23 protein-coding genes and 1 pseudogene are annotated in these 25,966 nt (G+C 61.3%); 1 reads left to right on the top strand and 23 read right to left on the bottom strand.

What is annotated here, in order from left to right:
• Positions 1 to 420: 420 nt before the first annotated feature.
• The 23 genes and pseudogenes from AVKW3434_RS12655 to surE all read right to left on the bottom strand — a co-directional run.
• A pseudogene (locus tag AVKW3434_RS12655) lies at positions 421 to 1,453 on the bottom strand (IS5 family transposase); the annotation flags it as partial.
• 673 nt (positions 1,454 to 2,126) lie between these two features.
• Positions 2,127 to 2,651, bottom strand: a complete 525-nt coding sequence (locus tag AVKW3434_RS12650; protein WP_284406107.1) for a phosphoribosyltransferase — start codon at positions 2,649 to 2,651, stop codon at positions 2,127 to 2,129.
• A 52-nt stretch (positions 2,652 to 2,703) separates the two neighbouring features.
• Entirely contained in the window at positions 2,704 to 4,080 is a 1,377-nt protein-coding gene (locus tag AVKW3434_RS12645) for an adenylosuccinate synthase (RefSeq protein WP_284402494.1), read from the bottom strand.
• 29 nt (positions 4,081 to 4,109) lie between these two features.
• Positions 4,110 to 5,258 (bottom strand): ATP phosphoribosyltransferase regulatory subunit, encoded by a 1,149-nt coding sequence (locus AVKW3434_RS12640; protein WP_284402495.1) that lies wholly within the window; start codon positions 5,256 to 5,258, stop codon positions 4,110 to 4,112.
• A 220-nt stretch (positions 5,259 to 5,478) separates the two neighbouring features.
• Entirely contained in the window at positions 5,479 to 6,396 is a 918-nt protein-coding gene (gene hflC, locus AVKW3434_RS12635) for a protease modulator HflC (protein ID WP_284406106.1), read from the bottom strand.
• Positions 6,397 to 6,405: 9 nt separating this feature from the next.
• Positions 6,406 to 7,767, bottom strand: coding sequence for an FtsH protease activity modulator HflK (hflK, locus tag AVKW3434_RS12630; RefSeq protein WP_284402497.1), 1,362 nt, complete (start codon positions 7,765 to 7,767; stop codon positions 6,406 to 6,408).
• 52 nt (positions 7,768 to 7,819) lie between these two features.
• A complete protein-coding gene (gene hflX / locus AVKW3434_RS12625; RefSeq protein ID WP_284406105.1) occupies positions 7,820 to 8,998 on the bottom strand; it encodes a GTPase HflX in 1,179 nt (392 codons plus the stop codon).
• Positions 8,999 to 9,053: 55 nt separating this feature from the next.
• The gene (hfq, locus tag AVKW3434_RS12620; RefSeq protein ID WP_272568224.1) at positions 9,054 to 9,308 is read right to left on the bottom strand and encodes an RNA chaperone Hfq; all 255 of its coding nucleotides are present in this window, start codon (positions 9,306 to 9,308) and stop codon (positions 9,054 to 9,056) included.
• 99 nt (positions 9,309 to 9,407) lie between these two features.
• Positions 9,408 to 10,751: a ribosome biogenesis GTPase Der gene (der, locus tag AVKW3434_RS12615; RefSeq protein WP_272568223.1), complete on the bottom strand. Its 1,344-nt coding sequence runs from the start codon at positions 10,749 to 10,751 to the stop codon at positions 9,408 to 9,410.
• Between the two features lie 13 nt (positions 10,752 to 10,764).
• Positions 10,765 to 11,937: an outer membrane protein assembly factor BamB gene (gene bamB, locus AVKW3434_RS12610; RefSeq protein WP_502869071.1), complete on the bottom strand. Its 1,173-nt coding sequence runs from the start codon at positions 11,935 to 11,937 to the stop codon at positions 10,765 to 10,767.
• Positions 11,934 to 12,614, bottom strand: a complete 681-nt coding sequence (locus AVKW3434_RS12605; RefSeq protein ID WP_284406104.1) for a YfgM family protein — start codon at positions 12,612 to 12,614, stop codon at positions 11,934 to 11,936. The genes bamB and AVKW3434_RS12605 overlap by 4 nt, the downstream gene beginning before the upstream one ends.
• A 12-nt stretch (positions 12,615 to 12,626) precedes the next feature.
• Positions 12,627 to 13,961, bottom strand: coding sequence for a histidine--tRNA ligase (hisS, locus tag AVKW3434_RS12600; RefSeq protein WP_502869073.1), 1,335 nt, complete (start codon positions 13,959 to 13,961; stop codon positions 12,627 to 12,629).
• Between the two features lie 74 nt (positions 13,962 to 14,035).
• Positions 14,036 to 15,280: a flavodoxin-dependent (E)-4-hydroxy-3-methylbut-2-enyl-diphosphate synthase gene (gene ispG / locus AVKW3434_RS12595; RefSeq protein WP_284406103.1), complete on the bottom strand. Its 1,245-nt coding sequence runs from the start codon at positions 15,278 to 15,280 to the stop codon at positions 14,036 to 14,038.
• Positions 15,281 to 15,312: 32 nt separating this feature from the next.
• Positions 15,313 to 16,239 (bottom strand): helix-turn-helix domain-containing protein, encoded by a 927-nt coding sequence (locus AVKW3434_RS12590; RefSeq protein WP_284406102.1) that lies wholly within the window; start codon positions 16,237 to 16,239, stop codon positions 15,313 to 15,315.
• Positions 16,232 to 17,065 (bottom strand): type IV pilus biogenesis/stability protein PilW, encoded by an 834-nt coding sequence (gene pilW / locus AVKW3434_RS12585; protein ID WP_442867365.1) that lies wholly within the window; start codon positions 17,063 to 17,065, stop codon positions 16,232 to 16,234. The genes AVKW3434_RS12590 and pilW overlap by 8 nt, the downstream gene beginning before the upstream one ends.
• A 152-nt stretch (positions 17,066 to 17,217) precedes the next feature.
• The gene (rlmN, locus tag AVKW3434_RS12580) at positions 17,218 to 18,339 is read right to left on the bottom strand and encodes a dual-specificity RNA methyltransferase RlmN (RefSeq protein ID WP_272568220.1); all 1,122 of its coding nucleotides are present in this window, start codon (positions 18,337 to 18,339) and stop codon (positions 17,218 to 17,220) included.
• A gap of 87 nt (positions 18,340 to 18,426) precedes the next feature.
• Entirely contained in the window at positions 18,427 to 18,852 is a 426-nt protein-coding gene (ndk, locus tag AVKW3434_RS12575; RefSeq protein ID WP_272551858.1) for a nucleoside-diphosphate kinase, read from the bottom strand.
• A 101-nt stretch (positions 18,853 to 18,953) separates the two neighbouring features.
• Positions 18,954 to 20,408 carry a pseudouridine synthase gene (locus tag AVKW3434_RS12570; protein ID WP_284406101.1) on the bottom strand — a complete coding sequence of 485 codons (1,455 nt, stop codon included), beginning with the start codon at positions 20,406 to 20,408 and terminating at the stop codon, positions 18,954 to 18,956.
• Entirely contained in the window at positions 20,405 to 21,172 is a 768-nt protein-coding gene (gene scpB, locus AVKW3434_RS12565; protein ID WP_284406100.1) for an SMC-Scp complex subunit ScpB, read from the bottom strand. The genes AVKW3434_RS12570 and scpB overlap by 4 nt, the downstream gene beginning before the upstream one ends.
• Before the next feature lie 150 nt (positions 21,173 to 21,322).
• Positions 21,323 to 22,339 carry an RluA family pseudouridine synthase gene (locus tag AVKW3434_RS12560; protein ID WP_284406099.1) on the bottom strand — a complete coding sequence of 339 codons (1,017 nt, stop codon included), beginning with the start codon at positions 22,337 to 22,339 and terminating at the stop codon, positions 21,323 to 21,325.
• Complete coding sequence (locus tag AVKW3434_RS12555; protein WP_284406098.1) at positions 22,336 to 23,226, bottom strand: peptidoglycan DD-metalloendopeptidase family protein; 891 nt, start codon at positions 23,224 to 23,226, stop codon at positions 22,336 to 22,338. The genes AVKW3434_RS12560 and AVKW3434_RS12555 overlap by 4 nt, the downstream gene beginning before the upstream one ends.
• Before the next feature lie 11 nt (positions 23,227 to 23,237).
• Positions 23,238 to 24,008 carry a protein-L-isoaspartate(D-aspartate) O-methyltransferase gene (locus AVKW3434_RS12550; RefSeq protein WP_272568210.1) on the bottom strand — a complete coding sequence of 257 codons (771 nt, stop codon included), beginning with the start codon at positions 24,006 to 24,008 and terminating at the stop codon, positions 23,238 to 23,240.
• The gene (gene surE, locus AVKW3434_RS12545) at positions 24,005 to 24,799 is read right to left on the bottom strand and encodes a 5'/3'-nucleotidase SurE (protein WP_284406097.1); all 795 of its coding nucleotides are present in this window, start codon (positions 24,797 to 24,799) and stop codon (positions 24,005 to 24,007) included. The genes AVKW3434_RS12550 and surE overlap by 4 nt, the downstream gene beginning before the upstream one ends.
• Positions 24,800 to 24,961: 162 nt before the next feature.
• On the opposite strand from surE, the gene AVKW3434_RS12540 reads away from it, so the two are divergent.
• Entirely contained in the window at positions 24,962 to 25,936 is a 975-nt protein-coding gene (locus AVKW3434_RS12540; RefSeq protein ID WP_284406096.1) for an NADPH:quinone oxidoreductase family protein, read from the top strand.
• Positions 25,937 to 25,966: the final 30 nt, after the last annotated feature.

Raw genomic sequence — 25,966 nt, 5'->3', positions numbered from 1 at the left:
GACCACAACTCAAAACCAACCTTTCTTGTCAGACTCTCCGGACAACTCAGTCATCCGTCTCACCTGCCAAGCCCGCAAGTATAGACCACTTTTTCCACACCCGTAGGAGAAAGATGACAAAAAATTGTCATCAAACCCCTCCCCTCACTCCGACCTCCAACACATTCGCGAACTAAACAGCCCCCGGTCCGGTAGACAAACCACTGACCTGCCCCTATAGGGAACCTCTCAATACCCGACTTTCAGCCAACAGGCGAACAAACGCCACTGTCGGCGCGATGCGACCTGATCCAGCCCTGCTTTCTCGTGCTGCAAGGCCATGCAAGATGGTTGATGCAGACCGCCCGGGGTCGCATTCGTCGCCCCCACACCGGGACCTTGGCGCCTGGATGCCCCGTTTCGGGCATGGGCGTGTTTGTAGAACGGGTCCACGCCCTTGTGCAGGAACATCGCCAGCCGCTTGATGTTGTAGCAGGCCGCCATCATCGTCATCGCCACATCCGCCCGCGCCTGCCCTATGGTGCGGATGAACTTGCCCCCCAAGGTGCCGTATGCCGGCGAACACGTGTTCGACCTTGGCACGCTTGCTGGCGATCTTGCGGTTGCGCCGCTTTTGGCATTCGCTCAAGGGTTTGTCTTTGCCCGCCCTGCGCTGCATGCCATCGCGCCAGCCCAATGCCTTGAGCATTTCCCGTCTGCGCTTGGACGGGTAGGCCTTGTCGGCGTACACATCCCGTCCGGTGTTGTCTTCGTCCAGCACTTCGTCGAAGTGGTGCCCATCGTGTTCGCTTGCCGTGCCGGTGGCGATCTTGCGGATGAAGCGGTGCTTGATGTCCACGCTCACGCTGAGCTTGTAGCCGTAGTGGCTCTTGCCGTGTTTCTTGGTGTGGGTGGCGTCCAGGTCCTTTTGCCTGCGCTTGGCTGCAATCCAGTCAGGCTCCTTGCCTTGGGCCAAGCGCTCCCTGTCTTGCTTGCCGATGTGCTGGCGCGGGGCTGGCACCAAGGTCGCATCAATGGCCTGTCCACCCCGGGCGATGTAGCCATGGCGTTGCAACTGGGCATCCACGCCCTGGAACAAGGCAGTGGCGCCGTCCACACCGATGCGCTGGGCGAAGCGCCAGAGGGTGTTGCGGTCCGGGATGTTCATGGCGTCCTGCAGCAGGCAAAAGCGCTGGTAGCTCATGCGGTCCAACAGTTGGTATTCCATCCGCTCGTCCGAGAGGTTGTACAAGCGCTTCAAGACCAGCACGCGCACCATCACTTCGGTCGGGTAGGCGGGGCGTCCGCCCTTGCGGGCGTCGCCTCGAGCCACCAGAGCGTCAACCAACGCAGCCAGTTCGGCGAAGTCGATGTACTGGGCGATGGTCTGCAGCGGGTCGCCCGCCTGGTCGATCTTGCGCTTGCGCGAGGCTTCGGCGAACAGGTCGAACTTCAGGGCGCTGCGGGGGGTGATCATGCGGGGGCAAGACAGGAGCGAAGGGCTCAGGGTGGAGTGGTGGGGTTTTGAGAGGTTCCCCGATGACTTGCTCGTCTGTGAATCTGCTCTTGCGCATCGCGCTTCCTCTCGGTTGCGCGGATTTTTCTATATTGCCTTGGTTCGGGTAGCGGGTTGCAGGCCAACCACACCGGACAGGCAGTACATGCGGACAAGGCTTAACGGAGCCGGTAAAGATGTCAGATGCTGAAATTGCTGGGAGTATTGGACGCGAAGCAGCACCGTGTGCAGCCAAGCCAGTTCTTGAGCGAGTGCCAAAAGAAGCGCAACCAGCTCATCATAAAGAAGCGGACCAAGCTGAACATGTGCTCACCGGCATCACTACCCAGGGGACAAGAGCGCCACGATGAGGATGCCGATGATTGTGTCCTGCTACAACATTAAGCACTCGGCCTTATTCCTGAATCGAGGTATGGATGCACTCTTCAGCCCGTCACTTGCAAGGTGAAGGTACGCCCGCAAACGGTAAAAGCCTGAGCCATCGGCGCCGCAAAGCCCCAGATGCAAGGTGCATAGATCGTGGAGGGCCTTATCGCAGAGTCAAAAGGGATGGAAACTGACCGTCCGCATCAAAAATATGTCATCAGGGGTTGTGAGATGCTCCCTCTTAACATAGAGCTCTCGCATAAAATTATAATCGCCATTTATCCATTAATTTCTCAGGACTCAGATTATCATAACCTTCAAAAGGCTGATGAATCCACGGATTCGTGGTTAAAAATTCAACAGAATAATCCGGAGTGAAGCTTGAAATTGCTTTAGTCCAAACTACCGCACTACGTAGCTCAACAATAGGAGTGTATTGAGTCTTCAACAACTCTATAACCGCATTCAAAGTATGTCCGGAATCAGCCAAATCGTCCACCAAAAGTACTCTACCCGCAATTTCACCTTTTGGTGTTGTGATAAATCTTGCAATATCCAAGTGCCCCTGAATTGTCCCCGCTTCTGCACGATATGAACTAGTGGACATGATTGCAAGCGGCTTGCTAAATATTCGACTTAAAATATCGCCAGGACGCAACCCACCACGGGCGAGACACAAAATCGTATCAAACTCCCAGCCAGACTGGTGAATCTTAAGTGCCAATTTCTCAATCAAGCTATGATATTCATCATAACTCACATATAGATGCTTACCGTCTTCCGTTAACATTTAAAACTCCTGATTCATTCATCAGACTCACACAGTGACTAACTAGTAAATTTCAACTTACCAAGTATGGGTTATGCAATGTAATGGTGTGGTCTCGATCAGGACTCGTGGAAATCATAGCAATTGGAACTCCAGTCACCTCCTCAATTCGCTCCAAATACCTTCTCGCATTAGCAGGTAGCTCTTCATATTTTGTCACTCCCACAGTCGATTCAGTCCAACCGGGAATTGACTCATAAATGGGAGTGCAGCGGGAAATATCCTCTGCTCCCATCGGTAAAATTTCGATGTACGCTCCATCAAGCTCATACCCTGTGCAAAGCATGAGTTCCGACAATCCATCTAAAACGTCCAGCTTCGTGATACAGAGCCCTGTCAGTCCATTGACTTGGGCACTTCGCTTCAAAAGTGCTGCATCGAACCAACCACAACGGCGACTGCGGCCTGTAGTGACGCCTTTTTCCGCGCCTACCGTACTCATGTGATAACCCGGTGTACCAGGAACCTCCCAATCCAGCTCCGTAGGGAAAGGACCTCCTCCAACCCGCGTGCAATAGGCTTTGGTGATGCCCAAAACATAGTGAAGCAGGTTGGGACCCACGCCAGATCCCGCAGCAGCATTGCCAGCGACACAATTGCTAGATGTCACATAGGGGTAAGTGCCATGGTCTACATCCAGCAAGGTTCCCTGTGCACCCTCAAAAAGCAAATTGGCTCCCGCTACATGGGCAGCATTCAATTCGCTAGATACATCTGCAATCATAGGAGCAAGCAGTTTCGCATGTTGCATAGCCTCGTCGAAGACTGCATTGAATTGCACTTCTCCGTCAACCAAATAGGGGGCCAACGAATCACCAAAAACAAAAGAGCCGGAGTTTAAAAAAGTCTTGAGAACATGGTTATGCAGTGCCAGCAACTCACGCAGCTTTTCAGCAAAACGGGCTGGATACTTCAGGTCTTGGACACGAAGTGCGCGTCGAGCAATTTTGTCTTCGTAAGCAGGACCAATGCCACGACCTGTTGTTCCTATTTTTTCGGTCCCCTGGTGCTCTCGTGCAGCCTCTCGAGCCACGTCGATGGCTACGTGAAAGGGCAAAATGAGTGGGCAGGCTTCGCTTACTCGAAGGCGCGATCGAACCTCAACCCCAGCTTTTTCCAAGCCTTTTATTTCTTCAAACAACTTGGCAACCGACAGCACGACACCATTGCCGATGTAGCATTTGACGCCCGGCCGCATGATGCCACTCGGAATCAGGTGCAAGGCCGTCTTGACGCCATTGATGACCAAAGTGTGACCTGCATTGTGCCCGCCTTGGAAACGAACAACACCTTGGGCGCTTTCTGTAAGCCAATCAACCAGCTTTCCCTTGCCTTCATCACCCCATTGGGTGCCTACAACGACTACGTTCCGACCTTTGGTTGCTTTCATTTCAAACCCGATTCAATATAGCTAATGCTTCAGATAACTTTCACGATCCAACGGTCGGCAACTTTAGCCAACTCCCGGTCGTAACGAAACTCGTCGAACTCACTCTCATTACCAGGAAAAACGCACACAACGGTCTCGCCGCGGCTACGCAAATCAGCGACAGCCTCGTTGACGGCGGAATCTTGCATCCATGGGGCCCTGATGGCAGTTTTCAACGCCCGTGGAGAGACGACGCTTACCAGTTGTTTGATATCCAAGCTAAACCCGGCTGCAGGACGATTACGGCCAAACACCGCTCCAACTTCATCGTACCGACCACCACGAACCACAGCGTCGCTCGCTCCCTTTGCATAGATGGTGAACCGAGTTCCGCTGTAGTAGGCATACCCTCTCAAATCCGCCAAATCAAATGTGACGTTGGCCCCTACAAGATGAGCGGCCAAAGATCGCAAATTGGTTAATATTTCGTCCACGCCGGGAACGTGATGAAGCGCTTCCTGTGCTTCGTCCAAAACAGAAACGTCACCATACAACTGCAGCAGCGCCTTCAGCCCCTCACGCGATGTCGAAGGGAAATCGCGCGTAAGACTTGCCAATTCGCTCCCATCTTTGGCAGCAAGTGCGGCATGCACTCTGCGTACCGCATGCGCGTCCAAAGAGAGATTTGTAAGAAGACGCCGCACGATGCGTACATCTGCCAAATCTACGCTGGTGTCACGAACTTCGGCCACGCGTAGACATTGCAGCGCAAGCAAAACCGCCTCTAGGTCAGCTTCCAGACCCGCGTGACCATAAATTTCGGCGCCAAATTGAAGCGGCTCTCTCGTTGCATGGGGGCGATCGGGCCTCGTATGAAGCACAGGCCCGCAATAGCAAAGCCGCGTAACACCTTTGCGGTTGAGCAAATGGGCATCAATGCGTGCAACCTGCTGTGTCATATCCGCACGTACGCCCAAGGAGCGCCCCGACAGCTGATCGACCAGCTTGAAGGTCTGAAGGTCGAGCGCCTCACCCGTGCCCGTCAACAACGACTCCAAATGTTCCATCAAGGGAGGCATGACCAGCTCATAGCCGTAGCCCTGAGCGGTGTCTATCAGCCCGCGACGTAGTTCTTCGATGTGTCGAGCCTCGGAAGGCAAAACATCGGCAATGTGATCCGGCAGGACCCAGGCAGACATGGAAAGTGGGAGGCTGTTAAAAACGCGATTCTACCGGCATGACCGTCCGCAGTGGCCGCCTCAACCCACAGCAGCGAACTGACCAAGCGGTCATATGCATGCGAGATCGGCACGATGCATCAATGGACCACGTGTGGTGCCGAATTGCTGTACCAAGACAACAGCACGGTAAGTCACAAAAAAGTAAGCGCGCCCAGCGAGAGCGCGCTATCCATGGACTCTACTTACGAGTCGCGGATGGAGGTGCAGCACCAGGGCTAGCGCCACCTCCACGGAAAGCTTTGAAAAATTCAGTGGAGGAAGGGTCTACCACCATGACATCGCTCTTCTTATTGAAGCTCGACTTGTAAGCTTCCAGGCTGCGATAGAACTGCGCAAATTGCGGGTCACGTCCAAAAGCTTCTGCATAAACGCGAGCAGCTTCTGCATCACCTTCGCCCTTCACCTTCTGGGCATCGCGATATGCATTGGCAATCGCGACTTCACGCTGACGGTCTGCATCCGCTCGGATTTTTTCGCCCTCTGCCGCCCCTGTGGAACGCAGTTCGTTGGCCACCCTTTTGCGCTCAGCCTCCATGCGACGATAAACAGACTCCGTGATGGCCTCGACATAGTCCACGCGGGTGATGCGAACATCAACGACATCGACGCCCCAAGGCTTAGCACCTTGAACGACCTCCAGCACCTCGCGCTTCACGTCCGACATCAAAGCATCACGCTTGAGTGACAACAACTCCTTGACGGTCCGCTTGTTGACCTCTTCCTGGAAGGCGTTACGCACGACCCGATTCAACTGCAGCGCTCCGGCATTCTCATCAAGGCCGACGTTGCGAATGTAAGCTGACGGATCTGAGATTCTCCAGCGCACATACCAGTCAATGACCACCCGCTGCTTTTCGGCAGTCAACATCGACTCGGTGTCAGTGCTGTCAAGTGTCAACAACCGCTTGTCGATGTATCGCACATTCTGAAAGGGCGGGGGCATCTTGAAGTTAAGACCTGGCTCCGTAATCACATCTTTGATTTGACCCAGTTGGTACACTACACCGAATTGGCGCTGGTCCACCACAAACAAGGTTGAACTCAAGAGAGCAAGCAAAACCAAGACAGTAGAAACGAAAAATCCGACTCTGTTCACAATGCGCTCCTATCGAGACTCGCGCTCACGCGTACGGCTGGAGTCCCGCGCACGGGGGTCAGCGGGAAATGTGGAAGCAGTTCCCGACGGCGGAACAGCAGACGACGCCGCTGGCGGCAAGGAATCATTCGACGCTGCAGCACCAGTCTGCGCGACACCCTGCATGATCTTGTCCAAAGGCAAGTACAACAGATTCGAGCCCTGACGGGACTCCACCAGCACTTTGGTGACGTTCGTGTAGATCTGCTGCATCGATTCGATGTAGAGGCGGTCCCTGGTCACCTGGGGCGCCTTTTGATACTCAGCAAGCAGCGAACTGAATCGCTGCGCATCGCCCTGGGACTGAGCCACAATCCGCGACTTGTAGGCTGCTGCTTCCTCAGCCAACCGAGAGGCCGACCCGACCGCGCGAGGGATGACATCGTTGGCATATGCTTGAGCTTCATTCTTGGCCCGCTCCCGCTCCTGCCCCGCCTTCAGAACATCATCGAAAGCTGCCTGCACTTGCTCAGGAGGACGCACCCCTCCCTGCTGCAAATTGATGCCCACCACTTCGACACCAACCTTATAGCGATCCAAGATCGTCTGCATGAGAGTGCGCACCCTTGGCGCAATTTGATCTCGCTCTTCGGCCAAAGCGGTATCCATCCGCATCTTGCCGACGATCTCCCGCACCGCAGTCTCAGCTGCTTGCACCACGGCATCTGATGGGTTACGGCTCTCAAACAACCAAGCTCTCGCATCGTTCAAACGGTACTGCACGGCAAATTTGATTTCGACGATATTCTCGTCTTCAGTCAGCATTGCCGATTCACGCAAGCCGGTGCTTTTGATCACCACATCCCGGCCGACATCGGCAGACCGGATTTGCGTCACGAAAACGAGTTCGTGACGCTGGATCGGATAAGGCAGCCGCCAGTTGAAACCGGCGTTCACGGTGCTCTTGTATTTTCCAAACTGCGTGATGACGGCCTGCTGACCTTCTTGCACAATAAAAAATCCGGTCCCAAGCCAGATCAACACGGCAATTGCGGCAATCAAGCCAATGCCGAAACCCGCATTTTTCATGTCCGGCTGGAAACCGCCGCCTGCAGGACCACGGCCTCCACCCTGCTTCCCCCCAAAGAGACCGCCCAGCTTGCGGTTGAGGTCACGCCAGAGTTCATCCAGGTCCGGTGGCTGACCAGCGGTGTTTTTGTCACGTCCTCGATGACCCGAGGGGGGCGTGGATGGGGGACGCTCCGAATCGGAGTTTCCCGTGCCATCGTTCTTATCATCGCCACGACCCCAACGGGGGTCATTCAGATTCAACATTCCCCGGATGCGCTCAGGCAATATGGCCCAGCGCGGGGTACGGCTTTGAGGATTCATTCGCAAAATCTCTGTTTCTCTGAATACGTGAACAAAGCGGCATTGTGCCCAATCAGGCACTGTCTGGAGGCAATTCAGCATCGGCACCTAGGGTCATGGATGTCGGCTGGGCCTTGGGCACGCTGTCCGACAATCCGCGCCTCAAGGAAGGAAGCCCTTCTCCAGAGCCAGCACTCAGGAAGAACCGCTGAACGGGGGTACCTTGCATGTCGTAGATGTCATTCAAGACTTCCGGCCGTTGGTCGGGCGACAACATGTCCAGCTTGTTGAAGACCAGTATCTGGGGCACGTTCGCAGCGCCGATTTCAGAGAGCACCCGCTGGACTTCCGCAATTTGCTCTGGAAAGTTGGGATTCGATGCATCCACCACATGCAGCAAAAGATCTGCATCCACTGCCTCCTGGAGAGTGGCCTGGAACGCATCAATCAGTCCATGGGGAAGATCACGAATGAATCCCACGGTGTCCGACAAAGACACCGATCGCCCTGCCTCTGCAAGATAGAGTTGGCGAGTCGTCGTATCCAATGTGGCAAACAGCTGATCTGCGGCGTACGCTCGCGCTTTTACCAGTGCATTGAACAGTGTGGATTTACCGGCATTCGTGTACCCCACCAACGATATGTTGAAGGTATCCCGGCGCTCGCGCTGGCGTCGCTGTGTGGAGCGCTGACGCTTGACCTTTTCGAGTCTTTCGCGCGTGCGCTTGATCGACTCACCGATCATTCTTCGATCAAGCTCGATCTGTGTTTCGCCTGGCCCACCCCGGGCTCCAATGCCCCCGCGCTGACGCTCCAGATGGGACCAGCGCCGGACAAGCCTAGTGCTCAGGTATTGGAGTTTTGCCAACTCTACCTGCAGCTTGCCCTCATGGCTTCTGGCACGCTGGGCAAAGATTTCCAAGATCAACAACGTTCGATCATTGACTGGAAGATCCAGATGCCGTTCGAGATTGCGTTGTTGCGCCGGACTCAAGGCCTGGTCAAACAGCACTTCCACCGCCTGATGCATCTGCGCGAGCAGCCGGATCTCGTCCGCCTTGCCACTGCCTACAAACAAGGCGGCATCAGGGGCTTTGCGCTTGCAGGTGATTCGAGCCACTGGATTCAAGCCCGCCGTCTGAGCAAGCAGACCCAACTCTTCCAACTCACCGTCGAAATGGGGCAAACCAAAATCAACGCCAACCAGGATGACTGGCGTCTTCGGCGAGTCAGGCGTATCGTATGAACTCAAGACGATCCGCCCAAAGGCGTATCCGTTACATGCCCGTCGGGCATACCACCTTCGTTCAAGAGTTACCGGCCTCGGCGTCGGGCGCTTCAGCCGTGGAGAAGTTGACAGCGCGACCAGGGACGATGGTGGAGATGGCGTGTTTGTAGACCATCTGGGTGACCGTGTTACGCAGCAGCACCACGTATTGGTCAAATGATTCGATCTGGCCCTGAAGCTTGATGCCGTTCACGAGGTAGATCGAGACGGGTACATGCTCGCGACGGAGCGCGTTCAGGAAGGGATCTTGAAGAAGTTGGCCTTTGTTGCTCACGATATTCTCCGTGTTCAGGAATATTGTTGTAAAGCGGCACCTTACCACAGCTGCAAGGGTATCGAAGGAAAACCGACGAAACCCCTCGCACGCGCTGGGCTAGTGGTCACCCTTGTCGGTGAAGGGATTGTGCGACGTCTTCAACTCGATGCGAAGGGGGGTCCCGACCAGATCGAACTCTTTGCGGAAACGGCCTTCTAGGAAGCGCTTGTACGCTTCCGTGACATGCTCCAACGAATTGCCATGAACCACGATGACAGGCGGATTCATGCCGCCTTGGTGGGCGTATCGCAACTTTGGCCGGAACATGCCAGAACGCTTGGGTGCCTGGAACTGCACCGCCTCCAGCAACAACCGCGTCAATACGGGCGTGGACATCTTGCACATCGCCGCTTTCTGGGCCTGCACGATGGATGTCCACAAAGGGCCCAACCCCTGGCGCTTCTTTGCCGAAATGAAATGCAACGACGCAAACTTGAGGAACGACAACCGCGTCTCGATGGAGCGCTCCAGCAGCTGGCGACCGTAGTCGTCCATGGCATCCCATTTGTTGACCGCCAAGACCACCGCGCGGCCACTTTCAAGAATGTATCCAGCGATGTGCGCATCCTGGTCGGTGACCCCCTGTGTCGCATCGAGGACGAGAAGCACCACATTGGCAGACTCAATGGCTTGCAGTGTCTTCACCACGGAGAACTTCTCGATGGCTTCGAACACCTTGCCTTTTCGACGCAAGCCTGCGGTGTCGACCAGCTCAAAACGCTGGCCATTGCGCTCGAAAGGAACGGAAATGGCGTCCCGCGTGGTCCCTGGCATATCGAATGCTACCAAGCGCTCCTCGCCCAGCCACGTATTGATCAGGGTGGACTTACCGACATTCGGGCGACCAGCTACCGCAAGCTTGACCACGCTCTTGTCTTCGGCTTCCGCGTCTTCATCCGGATCCGGCAAGTGCAGAGGCTCCAGGGCCAACTCAACCAAGCTGCGAATACCCTGTCCGTGGGCTGCTGAAATGGGATAGATCTCGCCCAACCCCAACTCATAGAACTCGACGAGCTGCACCCCCTCGCGCATTCCCTCGGCCTTGTTGCCGACAAGGAGGCAGGGCTTGCCCAGGCGCCGCAGGTAGTTGGCGATGTCATGGTCCTGAGCAGAAAGCCCGGCGCGGGCATCGACAACAAAGATGACGACATCGGCCTCCGCAACGGCCTGCTGCGTCTGCTTGGCCATCTCGCGGTAGATGCCGCTGGCGGCATCAGGCTCGAAGCCTCCGGTGTCGATCACGATGTATTCGTGCTTGCCCTGCTTTCCGTTCCCGTAGTGCCGGTCACGCGTCAAGCCTGCAAAGTCGGCAACGATCGCATCTCTCGATTTCGTCAGCCGGTTGAAGAGTGTGGATTTCCCCACATTGGGGCGACCGACCAAAGCGATGACTGGTTTCATCCAGATCAACCCGTCAATCCGGCCGGAAGCCGTAAACGCCGCCATTGCGCGTTACGACCACCAGAGTGCCCCCGGCCGACACCGGCGCTGCAGCGATGCCCGAACCATCCGTCGTCATCCGATTCAGCGGTGAACCATCTTCACGCGAAAGCAGGTGCACCAAACCCGTGTCATCTCCGACGACGACCGACCTGCCAAGCAACAGCGGTGCGGTCAAGCGGCGGTATTGAAGTCGGTCCGAAGACCAAGCGCGCGAGCCATCGGCACGCCGCCAGGCAACCACCACGCCATTGCTCTCCGTGCCGAAAATCGTGGTGTCATCGCCGTGAATGCCTTCCGTTCCGTTGGCCGGCTGTGTCCAGGCCACGGTACCTCGCACCGTGTTCACACAACCCACAGTAGACACGAAAGCGCGGGCGCAAACACTGTCGCCTTCGCGGCTTGTGCGCCCGACCAATTCAACCAGCCGCTCGACATCATTGGTCCCTCTGGGGCTGGCCAGCGGCGCTTCCCAACGCACCGTGCCATTGTCAGGATTGAATCCGACCATCCGGCCCGCCAGTCCCGCGACCAGCGTGTCGCCTACAGGCGTCAATACACCCGACTGGCGCAACACCAGCGGCTCTCCCGGCCTGGGTTGATTCCACAAACGAAGCCCCGTCGCAGCATCAAACGCCGAAACGGACCGATCGGCCGCCAGGACGAAGATGCGATTGCCCGCCACCAACGGCGCTGTGTACGCTTGCGCGGACAGCGGCTTGCGCCAAATCTCACGGCCATCGGACAAGGCAATCAACTGGTTATCGACGGAGACCACAGCGGCCCACTTGCCGTCGCTGCCCACACCAGCAGACAAAGGTGTGCCAAGGCTGGCTCGCCAGACATCACCGCCGGTGCGCGCATCGACGGCAGCGACCACGCCATCCGCAGAAGCCACCGTCACCGTGTTGCCATTGACATGCACATCGAGCGGCAGCCGACCGATGGCGCCCACTTTCGACGTCCACGCTTGGCGCACACCGATCACTGGCACGTTCGCACCCAACTCGGCGGGCTTCGGCTTTGCGGGACCGCCCCACAGAGAGCAACCGGTCAACAGTAGAAAGCACGCCGTTGCCACGGCAGCGACCGCTGCGCGTGGTGCACCCAAACGTGTTGCCTGAAAATCCATGTGACTGCGCATCATTTGGAATCTCCCGCAGTCGCTGCCGAGGCCACGAGTTGTGGCTGCACACCCAGGGCATTGAGCTTCACCTCGACCAAGCGGCGGTACTCCATGCCCTCTTCCAGCGATTTGTAGGCACGCTGGTATTCAGCGATGGCTTCCGGCTTCTTGTCCAGCAGCACCAATGCGTCGCCCTTGCGGTCCGCGACCAAAGCATCGAACTCTGCAGGAAAACTTCCAGACAACTGCTTCAACGCTTCGTCGTATGCCTTCTGGTCCATCAGCAAGCTGGCAAGCCGCAGTTTGGCTAGTGCCTTGTAGCCCGCATCCGAAGCATTGTCCGCAACCCAAGCCAGGGCTGCCTTGGCACCGTCTGGATTGCCGCTTTCCACCAAGCTTTTGGCTACCAGAAGGCCGGCTTGCCCCGCCTTTGTCGTACCGCCATACCGCGATTTGAGGTCGCCGAAAGCCTGCTCCAAGCGCGCGGTGTCTTTTGCCTGCGCAGCCGTTTCCACCGCATCAGACAGCGCAGCCGCCTGTGCCGCCTGTCGGTTCTGCCAGTACTGGTATCCATTCCATGCCGCAAACGCGCCGAAAACCAATACCAGGATGCCACTGATCAGCGTGCCCCAGGTATTCCAGAAATGCTTGAGTTGGTCAAGCTGCTCTTGTTCTTCAAGATCGAGGTGATTTGCCATGTAGGGTCTCTGTTAGCGGGGGGATTGTAGAGTGGGCGCCCAGTCGGGCAGCGCATCGAGCGCCCGCTCCACCTGGTCACCCCCGCCTTCCCGCAGTGGTTTGATCGTTACGGCCGATCGCGCAAGCTCATCGGAACCAAAGATCAATGCGTGCCTGCAGCCGCTGGCATCGGCCTTCTTAAACTGCGATTTCATGCTGCCCATGCCTTCGCCCCGAACCGCAGGGCTGTGCATCTGCACGCTCACGCCCAAGGCCCGCAACCGCTGCAGCACGGCCATGACAGCGGGCAACGACTTTTCGTCCGGCACGATGGCATAGGCATCGGCCACCAGCACGGGCGGGGCCGCTTCTTGCTCTTTGACGAGTTCCAGCACACGCTCCACGCCAAGAGCCCAGCCCACCGCCGGCGCAGGCTTGCCCCCGATTTGCTCGAAGAGATAGTCGTAGCGCCCTCCGCCGCAAATAGTGCCTTGGGAGCCGAGCTGCTCCGTCACGAACTCAAAGACCGTGAGGTTGTAGTAATCCATGCCCCGGACGAGGCGCGGATTGACGGTCCAGGCCACGCCATTCGCATCAAGGATGGCCTTGACGGTGTCGAAGTGGCGCCTGGACTCTTCGCCAAGGTAGTCCAGTAGTTTGGGAGCCGCTTGCACCAAGCTCTGCATGGCCGGATTCTTCGTATCCAGGATGCGCAGGGGATTGCTGTGCAGGCGGCGGCGAGCATCCTCGTCCAAAAGCTCAGAATGGCCTTCCAGATAGGCGATGAGCGCCGCACGGTGGACTTTGCGCTCTTCAGGCTGCCCAAGGCTGTTGAGTTCCAGGCGAACGTCTTTCAGGCCCAGTTCCTTCCAGAGTGCATCCGCCAGCAGGATCAGCTCGGCGTCGACCTCGGCGCCATGGAAACCCATGGCTTCGGCACCGATCTGGTGAAACTGCCGGTAGCGCCCCCGCTGTGGCCGCTCATGGCGGAACATCGGCCCCATGTAGTACAGGCGCTTGCCACCGTCGTACAGCATCGAATGCTCCGCTGCGGCACGAACGACGCCTGCCGTCGCCTCGGGGCGCAGCGTCAGATGCTCACCGTTCAAACGGTCTTCGAACGAATACATTTCCTTTTCGACGATATCGGTCACTTCGCCCAAGCCACGCACGAACAGCGCCGTCGGTTCGACGATGGGTGTTCGCACATTGCGATAGGCATATCGGGCCATGAGTGCCCGCACCTTGTCTTCCAGCCATTCCCAGCGCGCCGAGTCGGGGGGAAGAATATCGTTCATGCCTTTGACGGCCACCAATTTGCCGGTCTTTGGCAGAGGATTGCTTGTCTTGTTGCTCACGGAATGCATCAATGGGTTAAGTGACTGGCGCGCCAGCAGCGACCTACGCATGCACAGGCTCGGAAGGCGGCTTTCAATTCAGGTCAAGAAGCAGCGACCGCCGTGCTGAAGCGGTCGGCGATGTAGCGTTCGACGAGCTGCTGGAACTCCTGCGCGATATTGTCGCCGCGCAGGGTCAACGCCTTCTCTCCGTCGATGAAGACGGGCGCGGCCGGGGCCTCTCCGGTGCCTGGCAAGCTGATGCCGATGTCGGCATGCTTGCTTTCACCCGGACCGTTCACGATGCAGCCCATCACCGCCACCTTGATCTTTTCGACCCCGGGGTATTTGAGTCGCCATACCGGCATCTGCGACCGCAGAAAGTCATCGATCTGCTTGGCCAACTCCTGAAAGGTGGTGCTGGTCGTGCGCCCGCAACCGGGGCACGCGGTCACGCTGGGCACGAACATGCGCAAACCCAGCGCCTGCAAAATTTCGGAAGCCACGACGACTTCCTGGGTGCGGGCCTCGCCAGGCTGCGGCGTAAGGGAGACGCGGATGGTGTCGCCGATGCCTTCCTGCAAAAGAATCGACAAGGCCGTGGTGGATGCCACGGTTCCCTTGGTGCCCATGCCCGCTTCGGTCAGGCCCAGGTGCAAGGCGTAGTCGCAGCGCTTTGCCAACTCACGGTACACGGACACCAGATCCTGCACTCCGCTGACCTTGCACGAGAGGATGATCTGGTTGCCATCCATACCCATTTCCTCGGCGCGCTTCGCCGATTCGATGGCCGATGTGATCAGCGCTTCATACATGACTTGCCGCGCATCCCAGGGAGACGGCCGCCGATTGTTGGCATCCATGAGCTCGGCGAGCAATTCCTGGTCGAGGCTGCCCCAGTTGACGCCGATGCGTACAGCCTTGTCCCAGCGCATGGCCGCCTCGATCATCTGACCGAACTGGCGGTCGCGCTTGTCGCCCTTGCCGACATTGCCGGGGTTGATGCGGTACTTGGACAGCGCCTGGGCGCAATCGGGGTATTCGGTCAGCAGCCGGTGCCCGTTGTAATGGAAGTCTCCCACCAGCGGAACGGTTTCACCCATGCGATCGAGCTGCTCGCGGATATAGGGCACCGCCGCAGCCGCTTCGGGCGTGTTCACGGTGATCCGAACGAACTCGGAGCCGGCCTGCGCCAGTTCCTTGATCTGTATCGCCGTGCCGATTGCATCGACGGTGTCGGTATTGGTCATGGACTGCACGCGCACGGGTGCGTCTCCGCCCACCGTGACCACACGCGAGCCCCAGGTGATTCGGGCTTGCCGCGAGCGTCGCGGCTGGGGCGCAGCCATCGCAATCGGAAAAGCGGGCGTCAATAAAGGGTTCACGGTTTCACCTCAAATCGGGCAACGTTTTCGCGCGAAACGGCTTTGAGTTCCAAAGGCTTGCCGTGGACCACCACTTCGGTGACGTCGGCCTTGCCGATGACCACGGACCATGGAGGGGTTCCCGGAACCGTCACGCTCTCGCCGGCCGCCAAGACACGCTGAAGGACGGTGGCTCCCGCCGAACTGCGCACCTGAACCCACGATTCTCCGCGCGTGCGAATGACCAGTGCGGCATCCGGACTACCTGCCGGTGCGGATGCCGGGGCCTCAGGCGCGGCCACTGCAGCCGTCGCCGCGGGCGATACACCCGACGGGCTTGCCATGGAAGATGGTGCAGAAGCCGACGGGGCTGGAACCGAAAGTGCAGTCACTGGCTGGGCAGGACTGGCAGCATCGGCCCCTCTGGTGCTTTCGGCTTCCGGGACAGTGCCTGTCGCCGCCACCGGCTCATTGCCGGCCACGCCATCGGGCCGATGGGGCCACAGCAGAACGGCAGCAGCGCCTACCAGCAACACGATCACCGCAAAGATGGCGGTGCGGGAACCCGATCCGCTGGAGGACGATGCCAACTGGCCGCTGCCAGGCTTGAACGATGCATTGATGCCTCGGTGCGCCGACAGCGCAGGTGGCTGATTGCGCGGTAGCAGCGCCAGCACGGGTGCGGGATCCACCTTGAGCGTGCGGCACATGCTGGAGGCCAGGGCACGCACAAAAACCACGTCCGGAAAAACCTCGAAGTAACCCGCTTCCAAGGCTTCCAGCTTGTGCACCGGCACCTTGAGGGCCACGGCCAGTGCCGCAATGTGCACGCCAGCGGATTCGCGGGCTTGCCGCAGCATCAGCCCTGCGGCCACGCTGTCCTGGGTTGGCGAGACTTCACTGTCCACAGGCTGTCCATCGTGCCCCACCACCGGCTCATTCATTGAACGCCCCTCGGTCATATGCCATCAATTCTTTGGAGTCAGGAAAACGCTTGCGCAGTTGTTCGGCGAGCTGCCGCATCGCCACCGAATCACTCAACGCCCGCTCGATCTTGATGCCCAGCCAAAGCGATTCCGCATTGGCGAACTCGCTGTTGTTCAGGCGGCGAATGTAGAACTGCGCACGCTTGATCTCGCCTCGGCGAAACATGAGCGACGACAGGTTGTATCCCACCACAGGGTTGCCCGCATCCAGTTCATACGCCTTAAGCAATGTCTGCTCGGCTTCTGCGATCTGCCCGGCACGCTCCTGGCAAAGGCCTTGGGCCATGAGCGTCTTGCTGCGGGCGGTATAGGTCCGGCTGGCCAGGGCCCGCTCGAAATACTGCTGGCTTTCCGCGTACTTCTGCTGCTGGCATAGAAGCCAGCCATAGTTGTGCAGCAGGTTGGGCTCGGACGGGTGAAAGCCGAGTGCACGGCGAAAGCTCTCTTCCGCCAGCGGCAGATCTCCTAGGCGCAGATAAATCAGCCCGCGCAGGTTGTAGGCATCGCCGTACGACGGGTCTGTGGTCAGCGATTGGCGTACTTCGTCCAGCGCCACCGTGGTCTGGCCCATCTCGAGGTAATTGGCGGCCAGCTCCAACCGGAGCCTGGCGCGGCGGCGGGTTTCCGTCTCTTCCGATGGTGTGACGTACTCCGCACTGCCAGACGAGGCATTCGAGCCGCCAGACGCCGCGCACCCACCCAGGCCCGCCAACCCGACCGCAGCAAGGCACAAGGCCATCGCCCATCGGGCATGCCGCTCAACAACCGCGACCGATCTCGTCATGTAGATCCTTCCTGCTCAAAGGCAATGCGTGCCATGCGCCAGCTTCCGGAAAAGGTGATTTGAAAATCCCAATGGCGGCATCGCTTCACCCCTTCGTCCGTCACGGCGTTTTCCGAGATGGCGGGCCCAAGGGGGTCAGCCGCACCGGAAAATCACGTCACAGGCTTGAGCACGATGGTGCGCTGCTTGGCCATGCGCTCGGCGGCCCGGGTGCGGTCTTTCACATCTCCCGCCAACTGGCCGCACGCGGCGTCGATATCGTCGCCACGCGTTTTGCGCACGGTCGTAACGATACCCGCATCACTCAACAACTTTGCGAAAACCGCAACTTGCTGCGGGGTCGATCGGTGCAGGCCGGAAGCAGGAAAGGGGTTGAATGGAATCAGGTTGAACTTGCAGCGAACACCCTGCCCATGGCGGGGTCGCACCAGATCGATGAGTTGCCGGGCATGTTCTGCCTGGTCGTTCACGCCATCGAGCATGCAATATTCGAAGGTGATGAAATCGCGCGGCGCATGCGCCAGATAGCGCTGGCAGGCATCCAGAAGCTCCTGCAACGGGTATTTACGATTGAGCGGCACCAGGTTGTCACGCAGCGGATCGTTGGGCGCGTGCAGCGAAACAGCCAGCGCCACAGGGCAGTCCTGGGAAAGCCGATCCATCATGGGAACGACACCCGAGGTCGACACCGTCACGCGGCGCCGGGACAGGCCATAGCCGTGATCGTCCAGCATGGCACGCAACGCGGGCACGAGGGCGGTGTAATTCTGCAGCGGCTCACCCATGCCCATCATCACGACGTTGGAGATGACGCGCTCTTCGCTGCCCAGCCTTCGGCGCAGTGCATGCTCCGCGAACCACAACTGGGCGATGATTTCGCCCGTCGTCAGGTTGCGGCTGAAACCTTGGTGTCCGGTGGAGCAGAAACGGCATCCCACGGCGCATCCGGCCTGGGAAGAAATACACAGGGTGCCCCGGTCATCCTCTGGGATGAACACGGTTTCGACCGCATTGCCGTCACCCACGTCGAACAGCCACTTGACCGTGCCGTCCGTCGAAACATGTTCGCTCACGACCGGCAATGCCTGCACATGGGCGCAGGACTTGAGTTTTTCCCGCAGCGACTTCGCCAGATCGCTCATCTGGTCGAAATCGTGCGCGCCCCGCTGGTGAATCCAGCGGAACAATTGGGTCGCCCGAAAACGCTTCTCCCCCAGCTGCTCGCAAAACGCAGCCAGACCGTCGAGGTCGAAGTCAAGGAGATTGGTGGTCATCGGAGCGAAGGCTGTTCACGTCGATCACCGCCCCCTGCACTGGGCGCGCGGCCTGGGCAGCGCTCCGGCGCAAGGGTGGATCGCATATCAGCGCGAGTAGATGTTGAGGCCAGGGAAGAAGAAAGCCACTTCTGCCTGAGCGGTTTCCAAGGCGTCGGAACCGTGCACGGCGTTGGCATCGATGCTGTCTGCGAAGTCAGCGCGGATCGTGCCGGCTTCTGCCTTCTTGGGGTCGGTGGCGCCCATGAGTTCACGGTTCTTCAGGATGGCGTTCTCGCCTTCCAGGGCCTGGATCATCACCGGGCCGGAGATCATGAAGTCCACCAAGTCCTTGAAGAAAGGACGCTCCTTGTGCACGCCGTAGAACTGTTCGGCTTCCAGGCGCGACAGGTGGGCCATGCGTGCTGCGACCACCTTCAGGCCAGCGGCTTCGAAGCGGGCGTAAATTTGGCCGATGACGTTCTTGGCCACTGCGTCGGGCTTGATGATGGAGAGGGTGCGTTCGATAGCCATGTTGATTTTCCTGGAGAGTGGTTGATCTATTTGAATTTTTCGCCCTGCGGACAAAGCCCTCGATTCTAACTGGGCGGATTAATTCCCCAAGGCGCAAAGGTTCAGCGACCGCCGCGGCGCGGCGGGCCGTTGCGTTTCTGGTCCTGCCGGTAGCGCGACAAGCTGTCCGTGCCGATGTAGCCCACCGACGTCTTCATCGGATCCGGCTGGCTGCCCGTGCCGCCACCGCCGCCCTGGCGCCCACCGGGTGCGCCGTCCTTGCCGCGCCCTGCGCCCGGTCCATAGCCCGGCTTGCGCGCAGAAGATGGCGCGGCCGCATCGCGCGGCGTGCCATTGTTGCGACCGCGGGGCCCGCCACGGCGCAAGCCGCTTTTGCGGTCCGCAGGTCCGGCAGGTGCCTCGACCGTCTCTCTGGGGGCCTTGTTGCCACCACCCACGGCCTGCATGAGCGCGCGGATATCGCGCTCGTCCAGTTCCAGCCACGCGCCGCGCTTGAGTCCGCGGGGCAGCATCATCGCGCCGTAGCGGATGCGGATGAGCCGGCTGACCGCATGGCCCACGGCCTCCAGCATGCGCCGGACTTCGCGGTTGCGGCCTTCGGAGATGGTCACGCGATACCAGCAGTTGGAGCCTTCGCCGCCGCCATCCTCGATAGAGCCGAACGAAGCCATGCCGTCGTCGAGCTGCACGCCGTCGAGCAGCCGCTGCTTCTCTTCGTTGCTGAGTGCGCCCAGCACCCGCACGGCATATTCACGCTCCAGGCCAAAGCGGGGGTGCATCAACTGGTTGGCCAGCTCGCCCGAACTGGTGAACAGCAGCAAGCCCTCGGTGTTCAGGTCCAGCCGCCCCACGGACTGCCACTTCCCGTGGGCGAGCCGCGGCAGCTTGCGAAACACGGTGGGCCGGTTCTGGGGATCGTCGTGCGTCACCACTTCGCCCGCTGGCTTGTGGTACGCGATGACCCGGGCGGGAGGGGGATCGATGCGGTAGCGAATGGGCCGGCCATTCACTTTCACCTGATCGCCGAACTGCACGCGCTGACCGATGTGCGCCGGCTCGTTGTTGACCGAAATGCGGCCTTCCAGGATCAATTGCTCCATTTCCAGGCGAGAGCCCAGCCCCGCCTGGGCCAGCACCTTGTGCAGCTTGGGCGTTTCCACCTGCGGCAGCAGGACGCGGCGCGCAGGCACAGCATCGGCTGCCGTTTCGTCCTCGTCCAGGCGGCCGGACACCACGTCGGCGAACTGATATCCCGGCGTGGTACGCGCCCCCGCAGCAGGGCGAGGCCCCGAAGGGCGCTCCGATCTGGTTGAAGCAGGTTCAGTCCGCCCCGGCGCAGGGGCAGCCTCCACCGCCGTCCCATCCGGTGCAGCGACAGCCTCGGCATCCTGCGCGGACTCGGCAGAAGCCTCCACCGGCTGGCCTGCTGCCGCGTCGGACTCCTTCGGCGCCTTCTTGCGGGGCGGCTTGCGGGTCGCGGGCTTCTTCACGCTGGCGTCTGCCTCGGCGGGCAACGCGGGCTGGTCGTCGGCAGGTTCTGAAATGGGATCGTTCATGGGAGACTCTCTGGTGTGCCGTTATCGGCGTCTTTTGGCTTCTCGTGCGAGGGGGCCAGCACGTCTTCTTCGTCGGATGGGCGCGGTGTGTCTTCCGTGGACGGGCCGGTGACCGGCTCCGTTTCAGAGCCCTGCGGCACCGAAGGCACCGCCTCTGCCACAGGGGGGTGATCCCCCGGCGCCGGGTCGGCAGGTTCGTCGAGCGGCAAGGTGCCGCCAGAACCCAGCGCTTCGAGCACGCTGGCCTGCACGGCCGGATTTTCCATCACGGGCAACTGGTCGAGCGACTGCAGCCCGAGGTCGTCCAGAAACTGCCGCGTGGTGGCGAACAGGGCGGGCCGGCCCACGGTTTCTCGGTGCCCGATGACCTCCACCCAGCCCCGGTCTTCCAGCTGCTTGACGATCAGGCTGTTCACGGTCACGCCGCGGATGTCCTCGATGTCGCCCCGCGTCACCGGTTGCCGGTAGGCAATGATGGCCAGCGTTTCCAGGGTGGCCCGGGTGTAGCGCGGCGGCTTTTCCGGATGCAGCCGGTCCAGGTACTCGCGCATTTCAGGGCGGCTCTGGAAACGCCAGCCCGTCGCGACCTGCACGAGCTCCACGCCCCGCAATGCCCAGTCCTGCTGGAGTTCCAGCAGGATGGTTTTCAGGGTATCGGTTCCGAGAGCGTCGTTGAAGAGCGTGCGCAACTCGCGCAGGGTCGCCGGTTGCGGAGCGCAGATCAGCGCGGTTTCAAGGACCCGTTTGGCGTCCACCGTATTCATGGTTCAGCAATTGCGGGGAAAGGGACGCCACGTGTCGAAAAGGGCGCCATGCCTGTCAAAGGGTTCGTTCAGCGGGACCGCACGCAAAGACCTTGGTGCTGTTCCCAGCCCTGCAGTGTGTCCATGCGGGCGAGTCGGCTGGTACAGCCGCTAGGCGCGATTGTAGCGCAGGCCCCAAAAATCCAAGGCGTTTTCCATGTCTGGCGGCAGAGGCACATGGAACTCCATCGGCTCTCGCGTCATGGGATGGGCGAAGGCCAGCCGGTACGCGTGCAGCGCCTGGCGCGCGAGCCCCCCCGCAGCTTCTCCGCCGTACAAGGCATCGCCCACCAGGGGATGGCGAAGCGAGGCCATGTGCACCCGGATCTGGTGCGTGCGCCCGGTGTGCAGCGTGCAGCGCACGAAGCAGACCGGATCGACGCTATCGAGCAGGGCGATGTCCGTGCGCGCGGGCTTGCCCGACTGCGTGGCCAGGTCCACCACGGCCATACGCAGGCGGTTGCGCGGGTCGCGGCCGATGCTTCCCTCGACCACGCGCTGCTCCGGCCCGCTCCAGGGGCGGTGGCCGATGGCGAGGTACTGCCGGCTCACTTCGCGGGCGGCGATCATGCGCACCAGCGCATCCATGACGCCCCGCTCGCGCGCCACGACCATCAACCCGCTCGTGTCCTTGTCGAGCCGGTGGACGATGCCCGCCCGGGGCACCAGCAGCGCCTTGGGATCGCGGGCCAGCAGGCCGTTGAGCAAGGTCCCGCTCCAGTTGCCGGGCGCGGGGTGAACGACGAGCCCCGCAGGCTTGTGGATCACCAGCAGGTGCGCATCCTCGAACACCACGTCGATGGGCATGAACTCCGGCCGGAAGGCCTGGCTCTGCTGGGTGGGCCGCAGTTCCACCGCCACCACATCGCCCGCCTTGACGCGGGCCGCAGGCTTGGCCGCGGCCTGCCCGTTGAGCAGAACGCCCCCCTGGGCCAGCAATTGCTGTAGGTAGCTGCGCGAAAACTCGGGCACCTGATCGGCGAGCGCCCGGTCCAGGCGATCGCCGTGCTGCGCCTCGCCGATGGCGAACTGGCGAATCTCCTGCGAGGCTTCGCCGCCCTCCTCCAGGTCTTCGGTGCCGGCCTCCCCCTCGGGGAGCAGGCCGGGGCCGGACGGCAGCGTGCTCAACGCGCCGGCAGGTAGCGGGACGGATCGACCGGCTTGCCCTGGCGGCGGATCTCGAAGTGCAGCTTCACCCGGTCGGTGTCGGAGCTGCCCATTTCGGCGATCTTCTGGCCGCGGCGCACCGTCTGGTCTTCCTTCACCAGCAGGGTCTGGTTGTGGGCGTAGGCCGTCAGGTAGGTGTTGTTGTGCTTGAGGATCACGAGGTTGCCGTAGCCACGCAGGCCGGCGCCGGCATAGACGACCCGCCCATCCGCGGAGGCGAGGACGGGATCGCCCGCCTTGCCGCCGATGTCATACCCCTTGTTGCGGGCCTCGTCGAAACCCGCCACCAGCGAACCCGACGATGGCCAGATGAACGCCATGTCGTCTTCGCCGCCGGTCGCCGCAGGCGCGGGGCTGGGCGCAGGAGCGGGGGCGGTGGCCACGGCGGGGGCCGATGCGCCGGGCTTGGCACCGCTGGCGGGGGTCGCCGGGGCGATCGCGGACGAGGTGACCGGGCGAGTGACCACGCCGGTATCGCTGGCCACCGAGGGCGCTGGCGTGGCCGACGGCGCGGCCACGCGGAGCACCTGGCCAACCTCGATGAGGTTGGCGTTGTCCAGGTTGTTCCAGCGGGCGATGTCCTTCCAGCTTTGGCCGTTTTCCAGGCCGATGCGAATCAGGGTATCTCCTGGCTTGACCGTGTAGTAGCCGGGTTTGCCGGCGTTTTCAGCACCGGGCAGGGGCTTGGCCGCGGGAGCGACCACCATGCCGGGCTGGGAGGCGGATGTGGAAGCGGACGTGCCACGATCTTCCACCGGTGCCCTGTTGACGCGGGTACCGCAACCCGTCAGCACCAAGGCTGCGAGCGCTACCGAACCCCAACCAACAAGACCACGCGTAACCAACATAAGCAATCCCTTCAGGCAATCCCCGATTTTAGGGGGACAAAATGAACGGCCTCCAAAACGTTCTGTTTCAATCCGTGCGCCGTTTTGTCGATGACCAGCAACACCTGGTGGCCGCCGGCGCCCACCATGGGCGCCACGAGGCGGCCACCCACGGCCAGTTGGTCGATCCACGCCTGAGGGAGGGTCTCGCCGCCTGCTGCGGCGATGATGGCCGCATACGGCGCGCCCTTCGCATAGCCCACCGTGCCGTCGCCGAAGATGAGGTGCACGTTCGCGAGGCGCCAGGGACGCAGGTTGTCGCGCGCCTTCTCGTGCAACGCGCGCAAACGTTCGATGGTGTACACCTCGCGGGCCACGCGCCCGAGCACTGCGGCCTGGTAGCCGCAGCCGGTGCCGATCTCCAGCACGCGACCCAGCCCGGCGGCGCGCGCGCCCTCCGCGCCCAGCAGCAGCTCCGTCATGCGGGCGACGATGCTCGGCTTGGAGATGGTCTGGCCCAGCCCGATCGGCAGGCTGGTGTCTTCGTAGGCCTGGTTGACGAGGGCCGTGTCCACGAAGCGGTGCCGCTCCACCGAGCCCATGGCCTGCAGCACGGCCGGCGATGCGATGCCCGAAGCCGCCAGGCGCTGCACCATGCGCGCCCGCACGGCGGCCGAATCGAGCCCCACGCCCTGGGGCATGGGCGGAGCATCGCGGCGCGGCGCGGGCTGCGATGGCGGCCGGGGCGCAGCGCCCGGCGGGGGGTCGATGCGGGCCGGAAAGCCGGGGCGGCGCTGGGTCATCGGGCGGGGACCGGCGCGGGAGCGGCGGGCGCGTCGGGCACCAAGCGCGCCGCGGTCTGCGTCCAGTAGCCCAGGCCTTCGTGGTCGGTCAGGTCCACCTTCAAAGGGGTGATGGCCACATGGCCCTGGGCCGTGGCATGGAAGTCCGTGCCCTCGGCGTCGTCCTTGGCCGCGCCGGCGCCGCCGATCCAGTACATGACCTCCCCGCGCGGGCTTTGCTGCTCGATGACGCGCTCGGCCGCGTGGCGGCGGCCCAGGCGGCACAAGCGCAGGGGCCGCAGTGCATCGAACGGCATGTTGGGAATGTTCACGTTGAGGAGCCAGGGCGCCTCGCCCACCAGGTTCTGCGCCTGCATCTGCTCGACGATCTCGCGCGCCTTGCGGGCGGCGGATTCGATCTCGCCCCAGCCCTTGTCCACCTGCGAGAACGCGATGGCCGGAATGCCGAAGAGGTAGCCCTCCATTGCGGCGCCCACGGTGCCGGAGTAGATGGTGTCGTCGCCCATGTTGGCGCCGTTGTTGATGCCCGAGACGACCAGATCGGGCCGGTAGCCGAGCAGGCCGGTGAGCGCGATGTGCACGCAGTCCGCCGGGGTGCCGTTCACGTACCGGAAGCCGTTGGCCGCCTGGTGCACGTACAGGGGCGAATGCAGCGTGAGCGCGTTGGACTTGGCGCTGTTGTTGTGTTCCGGCGCCACCACCTCGACGTCCGCGATGGTCTTGAGCGCATCGTGCAGGGCCACGATGCCGGGTGCCTGGTAGCCGTCGTCGTTGGAAATGAGGATCTTCATGGGTGGCAGGAAGCAGGGTGCGAGCGATTGTAGGCCGCGTCCGACACGGCTCGGCCGGGCCGGATCCCGGGCGCCCGCCCTGCCGGCGGCCGCCGTCGCTCCAGGGACTCGCCATGCCGCCCCCCGCGCCTATCATGCGGCCACACCGACAGGAGACCTCCCATGCATGCTTGGCTTTGCACCAACCCGACGGGCGTCGACGCCCTGGCCTGGACCGAACTGCCCACGCCCACGCCGAAGGCGGGCGAGGTGCTGATCGCGATCAAGGCCGCCAGCCTGAACTTTCCCGACCTGCTCATCGTGCAGAACAAGTACCAGATGAAGCCCCCCCTGCCCTTCGTGCCGGGGTCGGAATACGCCGGCGTGGTGGAGGCCGTGGGCGAAGGCGTCACCCACCTGCGCCCCGGGCAGAGCGTGGCCTGCCTCACCGGCACGGGCGGCTTCGGCACCCACGCGGTGGCGCCCGCGGCGCTGTGCATGCCGCTGCCCGAGGGCTTTTCGCACGTGGATGCGGCGGCGTTCATCATGATCTACGCCACATCGCACCATGCGCTGGTGGACCGGGGGCAGCTCAAGGCCGGCGAGACGGTGCTGGTGCTGGGTGCGGCCGGTGGCGTGGGCACGGCGGCCATCCAGATCGCCAAGAAGATGGGCGCCCGCGTGATCGCGGCCGCCTCCACCGAGGAAAAATGCAAGCTGTGCCTGTCCGTGGGCGCCGACGCCGTCATCAACTACACCGAGGAAAACCTGCGCGAGGCGATCAAGTCGCTGACCGACGGCAGGGGCCCGGACGTGATCTACGACCCGGTGGGCGGCGACTTCACCGAGCCCGCCTTCCGCTCGATCGCCTGGCGCGGGCGCTACCTGGTGGTGGGCTTCGCCTCCGGCCCCATCCCGGCGCTGCCGCTGAATCTGGCGCTGCTCAAGGGCGCCTCGATCGTGGGCGTGTTCTGGGGCGAGTTCTCCAAGCGCGAGCGGCAGGCCAACGCCGCCATGATGGCCGAGCTGGCCGCCTGGTACGGCGAGGGCGCCATCAAGCCCGTGATCGACCGCACCATGCCGATGGCGCAACTGCCCGCGGCCTATGCCCACATGGGATCGCGCGGGGTGATGGGCAAGCTGGTCATGGTGAACTGACACTGGCGCCGACCCGCACCCGCCGGGGCC

Origin of the sequence: Acidovorax sp. SUPP3434 (genome assembly GCF_030159015.1) — a bacterium.
In the GTDB taxonomy this organism is placed as follows: Bacteria; Pseudomonadota; Gammaproteobacteria; order Burkholderiales; family Burkholderiaceae_C; genus Paracidovorax.
This window is presented reverse-complemented; position numbering and strand designations above follow the sequence as displayed.